Origin of the sequence: Streptomyces sp. NPDC091682, from assembly GCF_044756625.1 — a bacterium.
Lineage (GTDB): Bacteria > Actinomycetota > Actinomycetes > Streptomycetales > Streptomycetaceae > Streptomyces.
The window spans coordinates 38134-52482 of record NZ_JBIVTH010000025.1 but is presented as its reverse complement, the minus strand read 5'-3'; the positions used below and the strand labels follow the sequence as shown (position 1 = coordinate 52482).

Annotated in this window: 16 protein-coding genes; 11 read left to right on the top strand and 5 right to left on the bottom strand. The window is 72.0% G+C overall.

The annotated features are described in order from the left end of the window. Positions 1-342: 342 nt before the first annotated feature. Entirely contained in the window at positions 343-975 is a 633-nt protein-coding gene (locus ACIQK6_RS36685) for a hypothetical protein (protein ID WP_329104177.1), read from the bottom strand. 126 nt (positions 976-1101) lie between these two features. On the opposite strand from ACIQK6_RS36685, the gene ACIQK6_RS36680 reads away from it, so the two are divergent. The 5 genes from ACIQK6_RS36680 to ACIQK6_RS36660 all read left to right on the top strand — a co-directional run bounded on the left by ACIQK6_RS36680 (position 1102) and on the right by ACIQK6_RS36660 (position 5674). After that, entirely contained in the window at positions 1102-2493 is a 1392-nt protein-coding gene (locus ACIQK6_RS36680) for a peptidase C39 family protein (RefSeq protein WP_329104178.1), read from the top strand. 98 nt (positions 2494-2591) lie between these two features. Then, complete coding sequence (locus ACIQK6_RS36675) at positions 2592-3023, top strand: SPW repeat protein (protein ID WP_030010692.1); 432 nt, start codon at positions 2592-2594, stop codon at positions 3021-3023. Positions 3024-3261: 238 nt separating this feature from the next. Beyond that, complete coding sequence (locus tag ACIQK6_RS36670; protein WP_329104181.1) at positions 3262-3414, top strand: SCO1431 family membrane protein; 153 nt, start codon at positions 3262-3264, stop codon at positions 3412-3414. 250 nt (positions 3415-3664) lie between these two features. Next, positions 3665-4354: a TetR/AcrR family transcriptional regulator gene (locus ACIQK6_RS36665; protein ID WP_402696817.1), complete on the top strand. Its 690-nt coding sequence runs from the start codon at positions 3665-3667 to the stop codon at positions 4352-4354. Positions 4355-4501: 147 nt separating this feature from the next. Further along, positions 4502-5674 carry an acyl-CoA dehydrogenase family protein gene (locus ACIQK6_RS36660; RefSeq protein WP_329104182.1) on the top strand — a complete coding sequence of 391 codons (1173 nt, stop codon included), beginning with the start codon at positions 4502-4504 and terminating at the stop codon, positions 5672-5674. Between the two features lie 6 nt (positions 5675-5680). Here the strand turns inward: ACIQK6_RS36660 and ACIQK6_RS36655 are convergent, their stop codons facing one another. Together ACIQK6_RS36655 and ACIQK6_RS36650 are read right to left on the bottom strand one after the other, a co-directional pair. Further along, complete coding sequence (locus ACIQK6_RS36655) at positions 5681-5821, bottom strand: hypothetical protein (RefSeq protein ID WP_329104184.1); 141 nt, start codon at positions 5819-5821, stop codon at positions 5681-5683. Positions 5822-6119: 298 nt separating this feature from the next. After that, the gene (locus ACIQK6_RS36650; protein WP_402696814.1) at positions 6120-6515 is read right to left on the bottom strand and encodes a diadenosine tetraphosphate hydrolase; all 396 of its coding nucleotides are present in this window, start codon (positions 6513-6515) and stop codon (positions 6120-6122) included. A 214-nt stretch (positions 6516-6729) separates the two neighbouring features. Between ACIQK6_RS36650 and ACIQK6_RS36645 the strand changes: the two genes are divergently transcribed. Both ACIQK6_RS36645 and ACIQK6_RS36640 read left to right on the top strand, forming a co-directional pair. Further along, positions 6730-7863 carry a hypothetical protein gene (locus ACIQK6_RS36645; protein ID WP_402696813.1) on the top strand — a complete coding sequence of 378 codons (1134 nt, stop codon included), beginning with the start codon at positions 6730-6732 and terminating at the stop codon, positions 7861-7863. A 15-nt stretch (positions 7864-7878) separates the two neighbouring features. Further along, positions 7879-8970: a phosphotransferase family protein gene (locus ACIQK6_RS36640; RefSeq protein ID WP_402696811.1), complete on the top strand. Its 1092-nt coding sequence runs from the start codon at positions 7879-7881 to the stop codon at positions 8968-8970. 16 nt (positions 8971-8986) lie between these two features. On the opposite strand, the gene ACIQK6_RS36635 is transcribed toward ACIQK6_RS36640, so the two are convergent. After that, positions 8987-9466 carry a hypothetical protein gene (locus ACIQK6_RS36635; RefSeq protein ID WP_402696809.1) on the bottom strand — a complete coding sequence of 160 codons (480 nt, stop codon included), beginning with the start codon at positions 9464-9466 and terminating at the stop codon, positions 8987-8989. A 217-nt stretch (positions 9467-9683) separates the two neighbouring features. Between ACIQK6_RS36635 and ACIQK6_RS36630 the strand changes: the two genes are divergently transcribed. From ACIQK6_RS36630 to fxsA, 4 genes are all read left to right on the top strand, one after another. Then, entirely contained in the window at positions 9684-10124 is a 441-nt protein-coding gene (locus ACIQK6_RS36630; protein WP_030011705.1) for an Lrp/AsnC family transcriptional regulator, read from the top strand. Between the two features lie 62 nt (positions 10125-10186). After that, the gene (locus ACIQK6_RS36625) at positions 10187-11815 is read left to right on the top strand and encodes an amidohydrolase (protein WP_402696807.1); all 1629 of its coding nucleotides are present in this window, start codon (positions 10187-10189) and stop codon (positions 11813-11815) included. 303 nt (positions 11816-12118) lie between these two features. Further along, on the top strand, positions 12119-12952 hold the full coding sequence (locus ACIQK6_RS36620) for a polyprenol monophosphomannose synthase (RefSeq protein WP_329104195.1): 834 nt from the start codon (positions 12119-12121) through the stop codon (positions 12950-12952). A gap of 88 nt (positions 12953-13040) precedes the next feature. Next, entirely contained in the window at positions 13041-13613 is a 573-nt protein-coding gene (gene fxsA, locus ACIQK6_RS36615) for an FxsA family membrane protein (protein WP_329104197.1), read from the top strand. Between the two features lie 121 nt (positions 13614-13734). Here fxsA and ACIQK6_RS36610 read toward each other — a convergent pair whose 3' ends face one another. After that, positions 13735-14109, bottom strand: coding sequence for an RNA polymerase-binding protein RbpA (locus tag ACIQK6_RS36610; protein ID WP_007262928.1), 375 nt, complete (start codon positions 14107-14109; stop codon positions 13735-13737). Between the last annotated feature and the right edge of the window lie 240 nt (positions 14110-14349).

Sequence of the window (14349 nt, the reverse complement as noted above, 5' to 3'; positions counted from 1 at the left end):
AACCTCCGTGACGAGCACATGAGTTGCCCACTGCGCCGATGAAATCAGGGCTGCATCGTACCTGCGGTGACGCACCTTACGTAGGGCGCGACGGGCCCGGTTCCGGCGTGCGCCCCTGGGGTGAATGGTGACTCAGGGTGAAGGATCGGGGCGGATCGGCCGGGTGTGACGCCGTCGTGGAGGGCGTTCGTCGGCAGAACGAAGCCCCCGATCACGGGGGAACAATCGGGGGCTTCGTGTCCGCGGCAGCCTGTATGGCCGCGCATTGAGAACGTAAGGCCGTCGCGGTACCCAGGTCAAGCGGGTCGGCGAGGGCCCGGCGGGGCGGACTTCCGAGGCCGTTCAGGCCCGGGGGAGTTCGTTACTCCCGGTGACGGAAGTGGAGGCTCCTGCGGTCGCACGGGCCCCGGAAGACCACTCGTATCCCGTACCGCTCTGGCGTACCAGGGTGTCGGCGAAGGGGCGCGAAGGGTCGTGGGAGAAGTGCGCGCGCTCCGCGCGCTCCCATCCGTCCCAGAAGTCGGAAAGTTCGCGCCCGTCCCGGTTTCGGCCCCGCTGCCAGGACTGCTCGCGCGGCGTTTCCATCCACAGCAGCCGCGCCAGCCGCGGCCGCAGCGCTGCCCGCCCCGCGCCGACCCCCTCGACCAGGAGCACCGGCGCCGGCTCCAGCACCCGCTCCGGACCGAACCGGCGCTCCACCCAGTCGTACGGGGCCCAGTGAGCGGGCCGCCCGGCGGCGAGCGGCTCCAGCACCTGCGTGCGCAACCGCTCCTGCCAGTCGAACAGCTCCTCGTGGGTGGCCACGTCGTCCAGGTGCAGCACGGGCGCTCCCAGCGCCTCGGCGAGCCGCCCCGCGAAGGTGCTCTTCCCGGACCCGGCGTGCCCGTCGATCCCGATCAGGCGCACCGGGCCGAGGGAGGGCGGCAGGGCGGCGAGCTCCCGGGCGAGTGACTCAAGTGACTGGTGTGGCTCCACCCGACCAGCGTAGACAGGCCCGACACGGCCCGTGGCTTCGGGCCGCCGCGGCCGGGAACTGCAAGGGTGATGCCGGACGCCACCGGAGAGCTGCCGAACCGCCGACCCGCCCTGGGGGAACACGCGATGACCGAATCCACGCCGCGCAGGACCGTACTCGTCGCCGCGCTCGCGGTCGCCACCGCGGCCACCGCCGCCACCGTCTCCGGCGGCAGCGCCTCGGCGGCCCCTCCCGCTCCTCCCACCCCTGACGTTCCTCCCGCCCCGCGGGCCCCGGGCCCCACCGTCGACAACCGCTTCTGGTACTCCTACGGCCACTGGCTCGCGGGCACCCACCAGGGCACCACAGCCGTCGGCGGCGCCCGCCCCGGCCTGGAGATCGCAACGGCTGTCGGCCGCACCGAGTACGCCGACCCGCACACCGGCCGCAAGAGCACCTGGGAGTACGCCACCTGGACCTCCCCCGTGCACCGCTCCACCGTGCCCGCCACCGAGGCCATCGCCTCCTGGAACGCCCGCACCCCGGCCGGGACCTGGATCCAGATCGAACTGCGCGGCACCTACACCGACGGCACCGCCACCCCCTGGTACGTGATGGGCCGCTGGGCCTCCGGCGACGCAGACATCCGCCGCACCTCGGTGGACGGCCAGAGCGACGGCAGGTCCACCGTCTGGACCGACACCCTCGCCCTCGACCCCCCGGCCGCCACCGCCGGCCTGCGGATCGCGGCCTGGCAGCTGCGCCTCACCCTGTACCGCAGGCCCGGCGCCGAGCGCGGTCCCACCGTGCGGCTCGCGGGAGCCATGGTCTCCGACGTCCCGGACCGCTTCACCGTCCCGGCCTCTGTCCCCTCCCGCACGGCCCACGAGCTGGAGGTCCCGCGCTACTCGCAGGAGGTCCACGCCGGCCGGTACCCCGAGTACGACAACGGCGGCGAGGCCTGGTGCAGCCCCACCTCCTCGCAGATGATCATCGAGTACTGGGGCGGCAGGACCGCCCCCTCCGACCTGACCTGGGTCGACCCGAAGTACTCCGACCCGCAGATCTGCCACGCGGCCCGCTCCACCTACGACGCCGCCTACAAGGGCTGCGGCAACTGGCCCTTCAACGCCGCCTACGCCGCCACCTACCGCGGGCTGGCCGGAGTCGTCACCCGCCTCACCTCCCTGACCGACCTGGAAACCCTCGTCCGGTCCGGCATCCCGGCCATCACCTCCCAATCCTTCCGCCCCGACGAACTCACGGGCGCGGGCTACGGCACCGCCGGCCACCTGATGACCGTCATCGGTTTCACCGCCGCCGGCGACGTGATCGCGAACGACCCCAACTCGCGGGACAACCCCGCCGTGCGCCGCGTCTACAAGCGTGCCGAGTGGGAGAACATCTGGCTCCGTACGAAGCGCACGGGGGTATCCGGCAAGGTCACCTCGGGCTCGGGCGGCATCTGCTACCTCTATGCGCCGGCCCGCCTGAGCCGGGCGCAGTTCCGGGCGCTGCGGGCGGTGGGGGTGTTGTGAGGAAGGCGCGAATTTGCCCGTTGACCAAGGGTCATGGATAGGCGGAACATGATGGGGTAAATGGCACATAAAGGCTTCTCGGTAGGAGGCGGCCGGCCATGACCACCCATCCCAGCATCGAGCACCACCCCGATCTCGCCGAGATGCGCACTCGGTTCGAGCGGGTGACCACCACTCCCCGGGCGCAGGCCGTCGAAGCGCTGGCCCTGATCACCGGCCTGTACCTGGCCGCCTCGCCGTGGATCGTGGGGTTCAGCGGCCTCACCCCGCTGGCCATCAACAACCTGATCGCCGGCCTGGCCTTCTGCCTGTGCATGAGCGGTCTGGGCTCCGCCTACGAGCGCACCCACGCGATGGCGTGGACGGCGGTCGCCCTCGGCGCGTGGACGATCATCGCCCCGTGGGCCATCGCCGGTGAGATGGACACGACGCGAACGGTGGTCAGCAACGTGATCGCCGGAGGTGTCGCCCTGTGCCTCGGCCTCGCGATGGCGGGCATGGCGAGCCGCGACCGCGAGTCCCGCGCCTGACGGGGGCGCCGGAGGGAGCGCCCGATGAATGCACGCGCCGGGTCCCGATCGACGAGGTCGGGGCCCGGCCGTCTGCCGCCGGGACCCGACCCCGATCGGCCCCGTCCATCTCCCAGCCCGTCTCCCCCCGCCCATCTCTTCGCCCGCGACCCTGTCGGTGTATGTCAGTGTTTGCGTGATGCATGCCACCCGTGACGTCCCTACCGCGAAAGCCGCGAACACTGGCACATTGGACGCCATGACTGCCGACAGCGCCGCCCCCATCGCCGCTCCCCGGGACCTCGTCCGGACCGGGGGTCCCAAGGACGACTCCACCTGGCTGGAGCACGTGCTCGGCTGGACCCTCGTGGTCGTCGTCGCCATGTTCGTCACCCAGATCGGCTGGCTCTGACCCCCTCCCGGTCCGGGATCACGAGGCCGCCGGTCGCAGCGCGCCCGTGACGATCGCGCCCGAGATCACGGGCGCCTGCCCGGCGCCGACCCGGGTCACGAAGACGAGCGGCGGCGTGATCGGCCGCGCCGCAGTGCTCGGGCAGCGGCCCGCGGAAGGCCGTCCGATGCACAGGAAGTGCGAAAAGAGCTCGGCGCACAGGTCTGTCCTAAGGTGGGCGTCCTGTGGCGGTTCGAGGCTAGGGCTGAATTTGAGTAGTGGTCAACAGCGGGGAACGACGGGCCGATCGCAGGCGCGCAGGGCCGAACTCATAGCCACCGGACGCAAGTTGTTCGCAGACACTTCGTACGACGCGCTCTCCATGGACGACATCGCCAAACACGCGGGCGCCGCCAAGGGGTTGATCTACTACTACTTCGACAGCAAGCGCGGCTACTACCTCGCCATCGTCGAGGACTCCGTGGCCGAGCTCATCGCCCGGGCCGGCGGCGACACCGACCTCCCCGGCGCGGAGCGCGTCCGTCGCACCGTCGACGGCTACCTGCACTACGCCGAGCACCACCGCGCCGCCTACCGCACCATCGTCACCGGCGGCGTCGGATCCGACGCCGAGGTCCTGGCCATCCGCGACACCGTCCGCGAGGAGCTCGTCGCCACCATCGCCGAAGCCGCGTACGGACGCCGCACCCTCCCGCCGATCGCCCGCCTCGCCCTCGTGGGCTGGCTCTCCGGGGTCGAAGGAGCCACCCTGGACTGGATCGGGGCACTCGGCGCCCCTGACCAGCCCGATCGCACCGAGCTCGGGGCCCTGCTGGTGCGCCAGCTACGCGCGACACTGGAGGTGATCGAGGAGTTCGTCCCGGAGTGTCCGGCACCTCCCGGCCACGAAGAGCCGTTCGATCCGCTCGGTGATCTTGCCCCGGTGACGGGAAGCCCCTGATCGGGCATACTCAAGCCGCCGCAGCCTCTGAACAGCCCCTTCCGTGACCCGGGAGGGCAGCATCGGCTGTGGAATTACCGAGACCCGGTGGCGCGTCCCACACCTCACGCGTCGCCGCCGTGCCCGACCAGGGAGGAGAGCGCCGCCATGACTGACCGCGCCCCGCAGCCGGTGGACCGACAGCTGCCCACCGAGGAGTCCCGGGACCTCCTCGCCCTCGTACGCGAGATCGCGCAGCGGGAGATCCGTCCCAAGGCGGCCGAGGAGGAAGACTCCGGCCGGTTCCCGCGGGAGGTCTTCACCCTGCTCTCCGAGGCAGGCCTGCTCGGCCTTCCCTACCCCGGTGAATTCGGCGGCGGCGAGCAGCCGTACGAGGTCTACCTCCAGGTCCTCGAGGAGCTGGCCGCGGCCCGCCTGACCGTCGGCCTCGGCGTCAGCGTGCACTCCCTGGCCTGCCACGGCCTCGGCGGCTACGGCACCAAGGAGCAGCAGAGCGCGCACCTCCCCGCGATGCTCGGCGGCGGCCTGCTCGGCGCCTACTGCCTCTCCGAGCCGGCCGCCGGCTCCGACGCCGCCTCGCTCACCACCAAGGCGGTACGGGACGGCGACGACTGGATCATCACCGGCACCAAGGCCTGGATCACCCACGGCGGGGTCGCCGACTTCTACACCGTCCTCGCGCGCACCGGCGTCGAGGGGCCCAAGGGCATCACGGCCTTCCTGGTCCCCGGGGACGCGGAGGGCCTGACCGCGGCCGTGCCCGAGAAGAAGATGGGCATGAAGGGCTCGCCCACCGCCCAGCTGCACTTCGACGGCGTACGGGTCCCCGACGCCCGCCGCATCGGCGAGGAGGGGCAGGGCTTCAGCATCGCCCTGGCCGCACTGGACGCCGGGCGCCTGGGCATCGCCGCCTGCGCCATCGGCGTCGCCCAGGCCGCACTGGACGAGGCCCTGACGTACGCACTGGACCGCAAGCAGTTCGGGCACCCGATCGCGGACTTCCAGGGGCTGCGCTTCATGCTGGCCGACATGGCCACCAAGATCGAGGCCGGTCGGGCGCTCTACCTCGCGGCGGCGCGGCTGCGCGACGCCGGCAAGCCGTTCTCCCGCCAGGCGGCCATGGCCAAGCTGTTCTGCACGGACGCGGCGATGGCCGTCACCACGGACGCGGTGCAGGTCCTCGGCGGGTACGGCTACACGGCGGACTTCCCCGTCGAACGGCTGATGCGGGAGGCGAAGGTGCTCCAGATCGTGGAGGGCACCAATCAGATCCAGCGCATGGTCATCGCCCGCCACCTGGCGGGCCCGGAGACGCGCTGACCGCGGTCAGTACAGCCCGCTGCTGGTCGTGGGCCAGACCGGGGAGGACGTGAGCCGCGACCACTCCGGGTCGCGCCGGCCGGGCAACGTCCGGCCGGCATCCGCCCACCGCGTCAGCAGGTCCAGGTAGATCGGCGGATCCGTCACCTGCGATGCCTGCGGGGCCTGCTCACGCGGCCGCTGAACCGATTCTTCGAATCCCGGCGCCACCAGTCGACGCCTTCGGCCCGTTGAAGACTGAAGCATGGTCATACCTCGCCAACGCAGAACCGAAGGGCCGGGTAATCGCCCCCGACGTGCGCCCATCCGTTCGAGGCGTCGCCGAGTGCGGGGCGGGGGCGGCGCGGCGGGGGGTGGTGTGGCGGCCGGACGGCGCTTTCGGCGTCGGCCGCTGACCGTCACCGATCAACGGGTCCGTCGACCTCCGGTCGGCGGACCCGCACCCTCAACGGGCGTCTGACAGCTGGTCCAGCTCCGCGCCGATCGCTCCGCGCAGTGCGTCATGGTGCGGACCGAGTGCGAACGTGCTGTCGCTCCACCTCTCGCGCGGATACAGCCAGACGGGCATGCCCACGAGATCGGCCGGCTCCCATTCGAAACGCGGCCACACGTGCGCGTGCAAGAAGCCGTCGGTGTTGCCGAGGATCTCCAGGTTCACCCGGCGGAAGGCCGGGTCCAGACGCCTGCAGGCTCGCTCGACCGCTTCCCCCAGCCGATCCATGTCGGACAAGAAGGCCAACCGCCTCGCCTTCGGTAGGTCCGACAGCCGTTGCACGGCCGGGTCGTCCGTCAGGAGCACCGAGTATCCGGCCGGGTGACCCCCGCCCACCGAAGCCACCACCGTGCCACCCGACCCCGCCCGACAGACTTCCCGCCCCCGAAGCCCCCGCCCCCCACCTCACCCCACCGGGAGCTCCCGGCATATCGCGCCGGTCTGTCAGAGCGTGCCAGAAGGGTGGCCCCGGGGCTTGTTTCTGACGTACCGTCATATTTGCTCGAGCCGCCGCTCCACGTACTCCCAGCCGTTTCGAAGCCGCCCGTCCAGGAGGTTCGCCATGCCCGCCGACCGGCCCGTCGCGCTCGACGAATACCCGATCCACCAGGCGCCCTTGTCGATGAAGCACGTCGTCAGCGGTGACCGCAACGCCTACGACCGGTGCATCTTCCACGTCTTCGACCACGCCGGCCGCGCCGTCCTGATACTCGGCCTCGGCGTCTACCCCAACGCAGGGGTCATCGACGCCTACGCCACCCTCCGCATCGGCGACGAGCTGCTCGCCGTCCGGGCCTCCGACGCCCTCGGTGACGACCGGACGAACCTCTCGGTGGGACCTCTGTCCATCACCGTCGACGTACCGCTCAAGCGGCTCACGCTGCGCTGCGCCGCCGATCCGGCGGACCCGCACGGGCTCTCGTACGACATCACCTGGACCGCCGAGTTCCCCGCCGTCTGGGAGCCGCACCACGTCCAGCGGCGCGGCGACCGCCTCATGCTCGAAGGCCGCCGCTTCGTGCAGGCCGGCCAGGTCACCGGAACCATCCGGGCCAAGGGGGAGGAGCTCATCCTCACGCCGGGGGAGTGGACCGGCACCCGCGACCGGAGTTGGGGCGTGCGGCCGATCCCCGGGGAGGAAGGGGGGCGCGCGGCCGACGAGTACCGCCCCGAGGGCTTCCACTGGCTGTGGATCCCGGTCCGCTTCGAGGACCGCTTCGTCATGGTCATCGCCCAGGAGGACGCCGACGGCCACCGCACCCTGAACGAGGCCGTGCAGGTCTTCCCGGAGGACCGCGGACGCCACGACGTCCAACTCGGCTGGCCGCACACCGAGATCCGCTACCGGCCCGGCAGTCGGCACCCCGAGCGGGCCGTCGTCCACCTCACCGACCCCTCCCGCAAGCCCCTCGAACTGGGCGTGGAGATCCTCAACTCGTCCCCGCTCGCCGTCGGCGCCGGATACCCGCCCGCCGCTGACTGGCAGCACGGCACCTGGCAGGGCCGCGGCTGGAGCGACCGCCGCGTCTACGACCTCTCCGACCCCGCGGCCCACCCGACGGCCGCCTTCGGAGTGACCGACCACTCGGCCCGCTTCACCCTCGACGGGCGGATCGGCCACGGCATCTTCGAACACGGCAGCTTCGGGCGCCACGACCCGAGCGGTTTCGCCGACCACTCCTCCGTCGCCCAGTAGGAAAGGGGATCCACCATGGCCACCGCGCCACGACCGCGCACCTCCACCCGGGAGCCCGAGGAGCTCGCCCGCCGCCTCGCCGCCTGGTTGGACACCAGGCTCCCCGGCGCGCGGGTCACGGGCGTCTCGGTCCCCGGGTCCAACGGGATGTCCAGCGAGACCCTGCTCTTCGACATAGAGCACCCCGACACCCCGCTGCGCGCCTGCGCGCTGCGGCTCGCCGCCGACCCGGCCGCCTACACCGTCTTCCCGACGTACGACATGCCGCGCCAGCACCGCGTGATGAGCCTGGTCGCCCGGCACACGGACCTGCCCGTCCCGCGCGTGCAGTGGCTGGAGGAGGACCCGGTGCCGCTGGGTGCGCCGTTCTTCGTGATGGCCCGTGCGGAGGGCCGGGTCCCGCCCGACGTCATGCCCTACACCTACGAGGGCAACTGGCTGCACGCCGCCACCGACGCCGAGCGCGCCGCCCTCCAGGAGGCGAGCATCTCGCTGCTCGCCCGACTGCACGACCAGTTCCCCGCCAAGGAGGCCGAGTTCCTCCTCCCCGACGGTGAGGGCACGCCGCTGCGCCGGCACGTGGACGCCCAACGCGCCTACTACGAATGGGTGGTGGGCGGTCTCGCGCCGTCCCCGCTCATCGAGCGGGCGTTCGCCCGCCTGGAGGAGCTGTGGCCGCGGGACGAGGGCCCCGCCGTCCTGAACTGGGGCGACGCCCGCATCGGCAACGTCGTCTACGACGGCTTCACGCCGGTGGCCGTACTGGACTGGGAAATGGCGGCGTACGCCCCGCGCGAGGTGGACCTCGGCTGGATCGTCTACCTGCACCGGTTCTTCCAGGACCTCACGGTCGGCTTCGGCCAGCCCGGCCTGCCGGAATTCCTGCGCCGCGAGGACCTGGAGCGCCGGTACGCCGAGCTCACCGGCCACACCCCGCGGGACATGGAGTTCCACACCCTCTACGCGGCCCTGCGGCACGCGATCGTGATGCTGCGCATCGCCTACCGGCAGGCCCACTTTGGGGAGGCGGAGGTTCCGGCGGACCCGGACGGCTTGATCCTGCACCACGCCAGCCTGGCCGCCATGGTGCAGGGGACGTACTGGTAGGCGGGCGGAGCGGCCGTCAGGCCGCCTGCGCGTGCTGCTGCCGCGTCTGCGCCTGCGGCCGCGGCAGCACGGGGCTCACCACGCGGATCGGGCGCGAGCCCGGACCGCCGACGTGGGAGAAGGGCTGGGTCCGCCAGTCCAGCCCCTGGGGCAGGGTCGACAGGACGACGGATTCGCGCTCCTGAGCCTCCACCGGCTGGATCATGCCGACGGTGGGCAGGGCGTCGCTCGCGGGCCGGCCGGTGCCCGCGCACACGGTGAGGCCGAAGGGGTTCCAGGGGGTCAGGCAGAGGGCGTGCTGCGGGAGGAACTCCTCGTCCGCGACGAGGGCGATCGACTGGCCGCAGTCGGGGCAGATCGCGTGGTGGATCTCGAACCCCTCGATCTCGTCGAGGTAATCGCCGTCCCCGCCGCCGTCCGGGTACGTACCGTCCTCGGAATCGAGCGGTTCCAGGGGCTCCGGTTCGGTGCGACCGGCGCGCTTGGTGTTCAGCATGGATGTACTCCCCCTTGGGTGGGCCGGGCGGGCAGGTTCTTCGGCCTCGGCCACAGCAACCAATTCCCGTCGAGCGTCACGAGTAACCACAACAGACAGGCCTCCACCTGCATACCCCTGTGGCCTTGGTCACATGCCTGCTGCAGATGCCTCCAGTGGGCGGACAGCACTGGGCCTGGAGCGCCCTTGGGCCGTAAGTTGAGCGGCTATGAGCGCAATGGAGGAGCTGGACCGCCAGATCGTTGATCTGCTCGTGCGGGACGGGCGGATGAGCTACACGGATCTGGGCAAGGCCACGGGACTGTCGACGTCGGCAGTCCATCAGCGAGTACGACGTCTGGAGCAGCGCGGGGTCATCCGAGGCTATGCGGCCGTGGTCGATCCGGAGGCCGTCGGCCTGCCGCTGACCGCGTTCATCTCGGTCAAGCCCTTCGACCCGAGCGCCCCGGACGACATCGCCGACCGGCTGGCCGGCGTTCCCGAGATCGAGGCCTGCCACAGCGTCGCGGGCGACGAGAACTACATCCTGAAGGTGCGCGTCGCCACCCCGCTGGAGCTGGAAGACCTCCTGGGTCGGCTGCGCGCCCTCGCCCACGTCTCGACGCGCACGACGGTCGTCCTGTCCACCCCCTACGAGGCGCGCCCGCCCCGCGTCTGACCCGCGCCCGAGCGGGGACCCGGTGGTCGGGCCGGAGTGGGCGACGCGGGACACTGGTCGGCATGACTGACCGCACCGCCCACTCCGCCGACGCCGCCGGAGCACCGACCAGGACCGTCCTCCTCCGTGGGGGCGAGGTGCACAGCCCCGCCGACCCCTTCGCCACCGCGATGGTCGTCGAGCGCGGCCGCGTCGCCTGGGTCGGCTCTGAGGGCGCCGCCGACGCCTTCGCGCAGGGCGTGGACGAGGTCGTCGACCTCGGCGGCGCGCTCGTCACGCCGGCGTTCACCGACGCCCACGTCCACACCACCTCAGCGGGCCTGGCCCTCACCGGGCTGGACCTCACCGGGGCGCGCACGCTGTCCGCCGCGCTGGACCTCGTACGCGCCCACGCGGCGAGCCGCCCGGCCGACCGGGTGCTCCTCGGGCACGGCTGGGACGCCGCCCGCTGGCCCGAGCGCCGGGCCCCGCACCGCGCCGAGCTGGACGAGGCCACCGGCGGCCGCCCGCTCTACCTCAGCCGCGTCGACGTGCACTCGGCCGTGGTCACCACCGCCCTGCTCGCCCTCGTCCCGGGGGTACGGCCCGACGACGACCGGCCGCTGACCGGTGACGACCACCACGCCGTGCGGCGGGCCGCGCTGGCCGCCGTCACCCCCGCCCAGCGCGCCGAGGCGCAGCGGGCCGCACTCGACCGGGCCGCCTCCCTCGGCATCGGTTCCGTCCACGAGTGCGGCGGGCCCGAGATCTCCTCCGCCGAGGACTTCACCGGTCTGCTGGCCCTGGCTGCCGAGCGGCCGGGGCCGCGCGTCTTCGGGTACTGGGCCGACCGGGACCTCGGACTGGCCAAGGAGCTCGGGGCGGTCGGAGCCGCCGGGGACCTGTTCGTGGACGGTGCCCTCGGCTCGCACACGGCCTGTCTGCACGCCCCGTACGCGGACGCCCCGCACACCGGCACCGAATACCTCGACGTGCACGCCGTCGCCGAGCACGTGGCCGCCTGTACCGAAGAGGGTCTCCAGGCCGGATTCCACGCCATCGGGGACGCTGCGATCACCGCCGTCGTCGAGGGCGTCCGGGCGGCCGCCGAGAAGGTCGGGCTGGCCCGGGTCCGCGCCGCCCGCCACCGGGTGGAGCACGCGGAGATGATGACCCCCGCCACCATCGCGGCCTTCGCGGAGCTGGGGCTGACCGCCTCGGTGCAGCCCGCGTTCGACGCGGCCTGGGGCGGCGAGGACGGGATGTACGCGGACCGGCTCGGTGCCGGGCGGGCCCGCACCCTCAACCCGTACGCGGCCATGCTCAAGGCCGGCGTCCCGCTGGCCTTCGGCTCGGACGCGCCCGTCACCCCGCTCGACCCGTGGGGCACCGTCCGAGCGGCCGCCTTCCACCGGACCCCCGAGCACCGGATCTCCGTACGGGCCGCCTTCACCGCCCACACGCGGGGCGGCTGGCGGGCGCTGGGCCGCGACGACGCGGGCGTCCTCGTTCCCGGCGCCCCGGCTGACTACGCGGTCTGGCAGACGGGTGACCTGGTCGTCCAGGCCCCCGACGACCGGGTCGCCCGCTGGTCCACCGACCCCCGCTCGGGCACCCCCGGACTGCCCGACCTGACCCCCGGATCGACGCTGCCGGTGTGCCTCGCCACCGTCGTCGGCGGGCGGGAGGTATTCGTACGCCCACAGGGGTGATCCGGTCGGCCTCGGTTCGGTACGGGCGGTCGGACCCGGATAGGTTCGGCCGGGTCCACCACTAGGAAATCCGTGCCGGACGACTCCGTCTGCGCAGCGCGCCCGCGCCTCGGGGGCGAGGGAAGGTTTCGCCGGGCGGCGGTGGCCCGGGTCGGGGTCCGCGGTCCAGTAGACAACGGTCACGGCGGCCCGCAGCCAGCGGGTGTCTGACCGGCCCGAAGGACCGCGGGCCCCGGCCACTGTTCTAAAGTCATCCTCTGCGACCAGACGTACAGGACGTGCACGAGCACAAAAGGGGACTCAGTGAGCGACGGCGGACAGCGGACCTACGGACCGCTCGGTACAGCCTTGGTGATCATTCCGACCTACAACGAGGCGGAGAACATCGGGCTGATCGTCGGGCGTGTGCGCGCGGCCGTGCCCGAGGCCCACATCCTCGTCGCGGACGACAACAGCCCGGACGGCACCGGCAAGCTCGCCGACGAGCTGGCGGCGGGCGACGACCACGTCCACGTGCTGCACCGCAAGGGCAAGGAGGGGCTGGGCGCCGCCTACCTGGCGGGCTTCGTCTGGGCCCTGGAGCAGGGGTACGGGGTGATCGTCGAAATGGACGCCGACGGCTCCCACCAGCCCGAGGAGCTGCCCCGCCTGCTGACCGCGCTGGCCGGCGCGGACCTGGTCCTGGGCTCCCGCTGGGTGCCGGGCGGACGGGTGGTGAACTGGCCCAAGAGCCGTGAGTTCATCTCGCGCGGCGGTTCGACGTACTCCCGGCTGATGCTGAACCTCCCGATGCGGGACGTGACCGGCGGCTACCGGGCCTTCCGCCGGGAGACCCTGGAGGGGCTGGGGCTGGACGAGGTGGCCTCGGCGGGCTACTGCTTCCAGGTCGACCTGGCGCGCAGGGCCGTGCAGAAGGGCTTCCGCGTGGTGGAGGTCCCGATCACGTTCGTCGAGCGCGAGTTCGGCGACAGCAAGATGAGCAAGGACATCCTGGTCGAGGCCCTGTGGCGGGTCACCCAGTGGGGCATCAAGGCCCAGGCCTCCAAGCTGCTGGGCAAGGACAGCGCTACGGACAGCGGTACGGGCAGTGGTACGGGCAGCGGCACGCAGACCGGCAAGCCGGGAAGCGGAGCCTGACGGGCCGGCCGGGCCCGGGCACCCCTAGGGGATGTCCGGTACCTCCGGCTGAGGCCGCTTTTATGCGGCTCCAGGCACACTGGATGGTATGACGACCGGCATTTCCACGGCCCCCCGGCGGCGCTCGCCCGCCCGTACCTTCCTCCCCCTGGCGATCGCCGCCTGGCTGATCCTGGAGATCTGGCTGCTCACCGTGGTCGCGGACGTGGCCGGCGGGCTCGCCGTGGCCGCGCTGCTCGCGGGCGGCATCGTCCTGGGCGCGGTGGTCATCAAGCGGGCCGGGCGGCGTGCCTTCAAGAACCTGGCGAGCACCTTCCAGCAGGCCCAGCAGGGGCAGCAGCCGGCTCCGCAGCAGCCCGGCCAGGGCAACGGCCTCACGATGCTGGCGGGCCTGCTCCTGATGCTGCCGGGTCTGATCTCCGACGTGGCGGGTCTGGTCCTGCTGCTGCCGCCCGTCCGGGCCTGGATCGGCCGCAGGGCGGCCCGTTCGCTGGAGCGGAAGATGGCCTCCGCCCCGGCCGGCAGCTTCGGTGACGCCTTCCAGCAGGCCCGTATCCACTACCCCGACGGCAAGGTCGTCCAGGGCGAGGTCATCCGCGAGGAGCGGCCCGGCCGGCAGGACGGCCCGGACGCCGCGTACCGCCCGCCGCTGGCCCCGTAACAGGGGAAAGGGTCCCGTAAGGGGACAAGCCGCCGAGTAACGCCGAGCAAACGGACAAGCCGAGGGGCCCCGCCACACAGCATGTGGCGGGGCCCCTCGGCTTTGTGCATCCGTCCGGCTGTCAGGCGGACTTGCGGCTGTCCCGCGGATGCACGGCAATGTTCATGGCGCCGGAACGCAGGACTGCAAGCCTCTCGGCCAGCACTTCCTCGAGCTCCTCGCGGGTGCGTCGCTCCATGAGCATGTCCCAGTGCGTTCGCGCGGGCTTGCCCTTCTTCTCTTCGGGCCCATCCCCGTCCACCAGGAGTGCCATGGCGCCGCACGCCTTGCACTCCCACTCCGGCGGAATTTCTGCCTCAACCGAGAACGGCATCTCAAATCGATGTCCGTTCTGGCATGCGTACTCCACCGCCTGGCGCGGGGCCAGATCGATGCCGCGGTCCGTCTCGTAGCTGGTAACCACGAGGCGCGTACCGCGGAGAGCTCGCTCACTCATGAATCGTGCCTCCCGGGCTTGTCGCCCACAGGACAGGTGTCGCTGTCGTCGTCATCCGGTCAACGTCCGGTCGGCGGTATAGATTCCCGCTCCGGGTCGTGCGTCGCCCGTCGTGCCGCCCCTTGTTGTACCCACCAGTGCCCGTTTTGTCACATCTGGCAGCAGATGTGACCCAACGTCCACGCTTCTTGAGCGCGCAGTAACGGTCCGCCTGGCAGGCCAAAGGCGTACACTACCGCC

Bases quoted from the DNA above. Each gene is read 5' to 3' on its own strand.
- ACIQK6_RS36680 (WP_329104178.1), top strand. From the start codon at position 1,102: ATGACCGAATCCACGCCGCGCAGGACCGTACTCGTCGCCGCGCTCGCG.
- ACIQK6_RS36675 (WP_030010692.1), top strand. From the start codon at position 2,592: ATGACCACCCATCCCAGCATCGAGCACCACCCCGATCTCGCCGAGATG.
- ACIQK6_RS36670 (WP_329104181.1), top strand. From the start codon at position 3,262: ATGACTGCCGACAGCGCCGCCCCCATCGCCGCTCCCCGGGACCTCGTC.
- ACIQK6_RS36660 (WP_329104182.1), top strand. From the start codon at position 4,502: ATGACTGACCGCGCCCCGCAGCCGGTGGACCGACAGCTGCCCACCGAG.
- ACIQK6_RS36645 (WP_402696813.1), top strand. From the start codon at position 6,730: ATGCCCGCCGACCGGCCCGTCGCGCTCGACGAATACCCGATCCACCAG.
- ACIQK6_RS36640 (WP_402696811.1), top strand. From the start codon at position 7,879: ATGGCCACCGCGCCACGACCGCGCACCTCCACCCGGGAGCCCGAGGAG.
- ACIQK6_RS36635 (WP_402696809.1), bottom strand. From the start codon at position 9,466: ATGCTGAACACCAAGCGCGCCGGTCGCACCGAACCGGAGCCCCTGGAA.
- ACIQK6_RS36630 (WP_030011705.1), top strand. From the start codon at position 9,684: ATGGAGGAGCTGGACCGCCAGATCGTTGATCTGCTCGTGCGGGACGGG.
- ACIQK6_RS36625 (WP_402696807.1), top strand. From the start codon at position 10,187: ATGACTGACCGCACCGCCCACTCCGCCGACGCCGCCGGAGCACCGACC.
- fxsA (WP_329104197.1), top strand. From the start codon at position 13,041: ATGACGACCGGCATTTCCACGGCCCCCCGGCGGCGCTCGCCCGCCCGT.
- ACIQK6_RS36610 (WP_007262928.1), bottom strand. From the start codon at position 14,109: ATGAGTGAGCGAGCTCTCCGCGGTACGCGCCTCGTGGTTACCAGCTAC.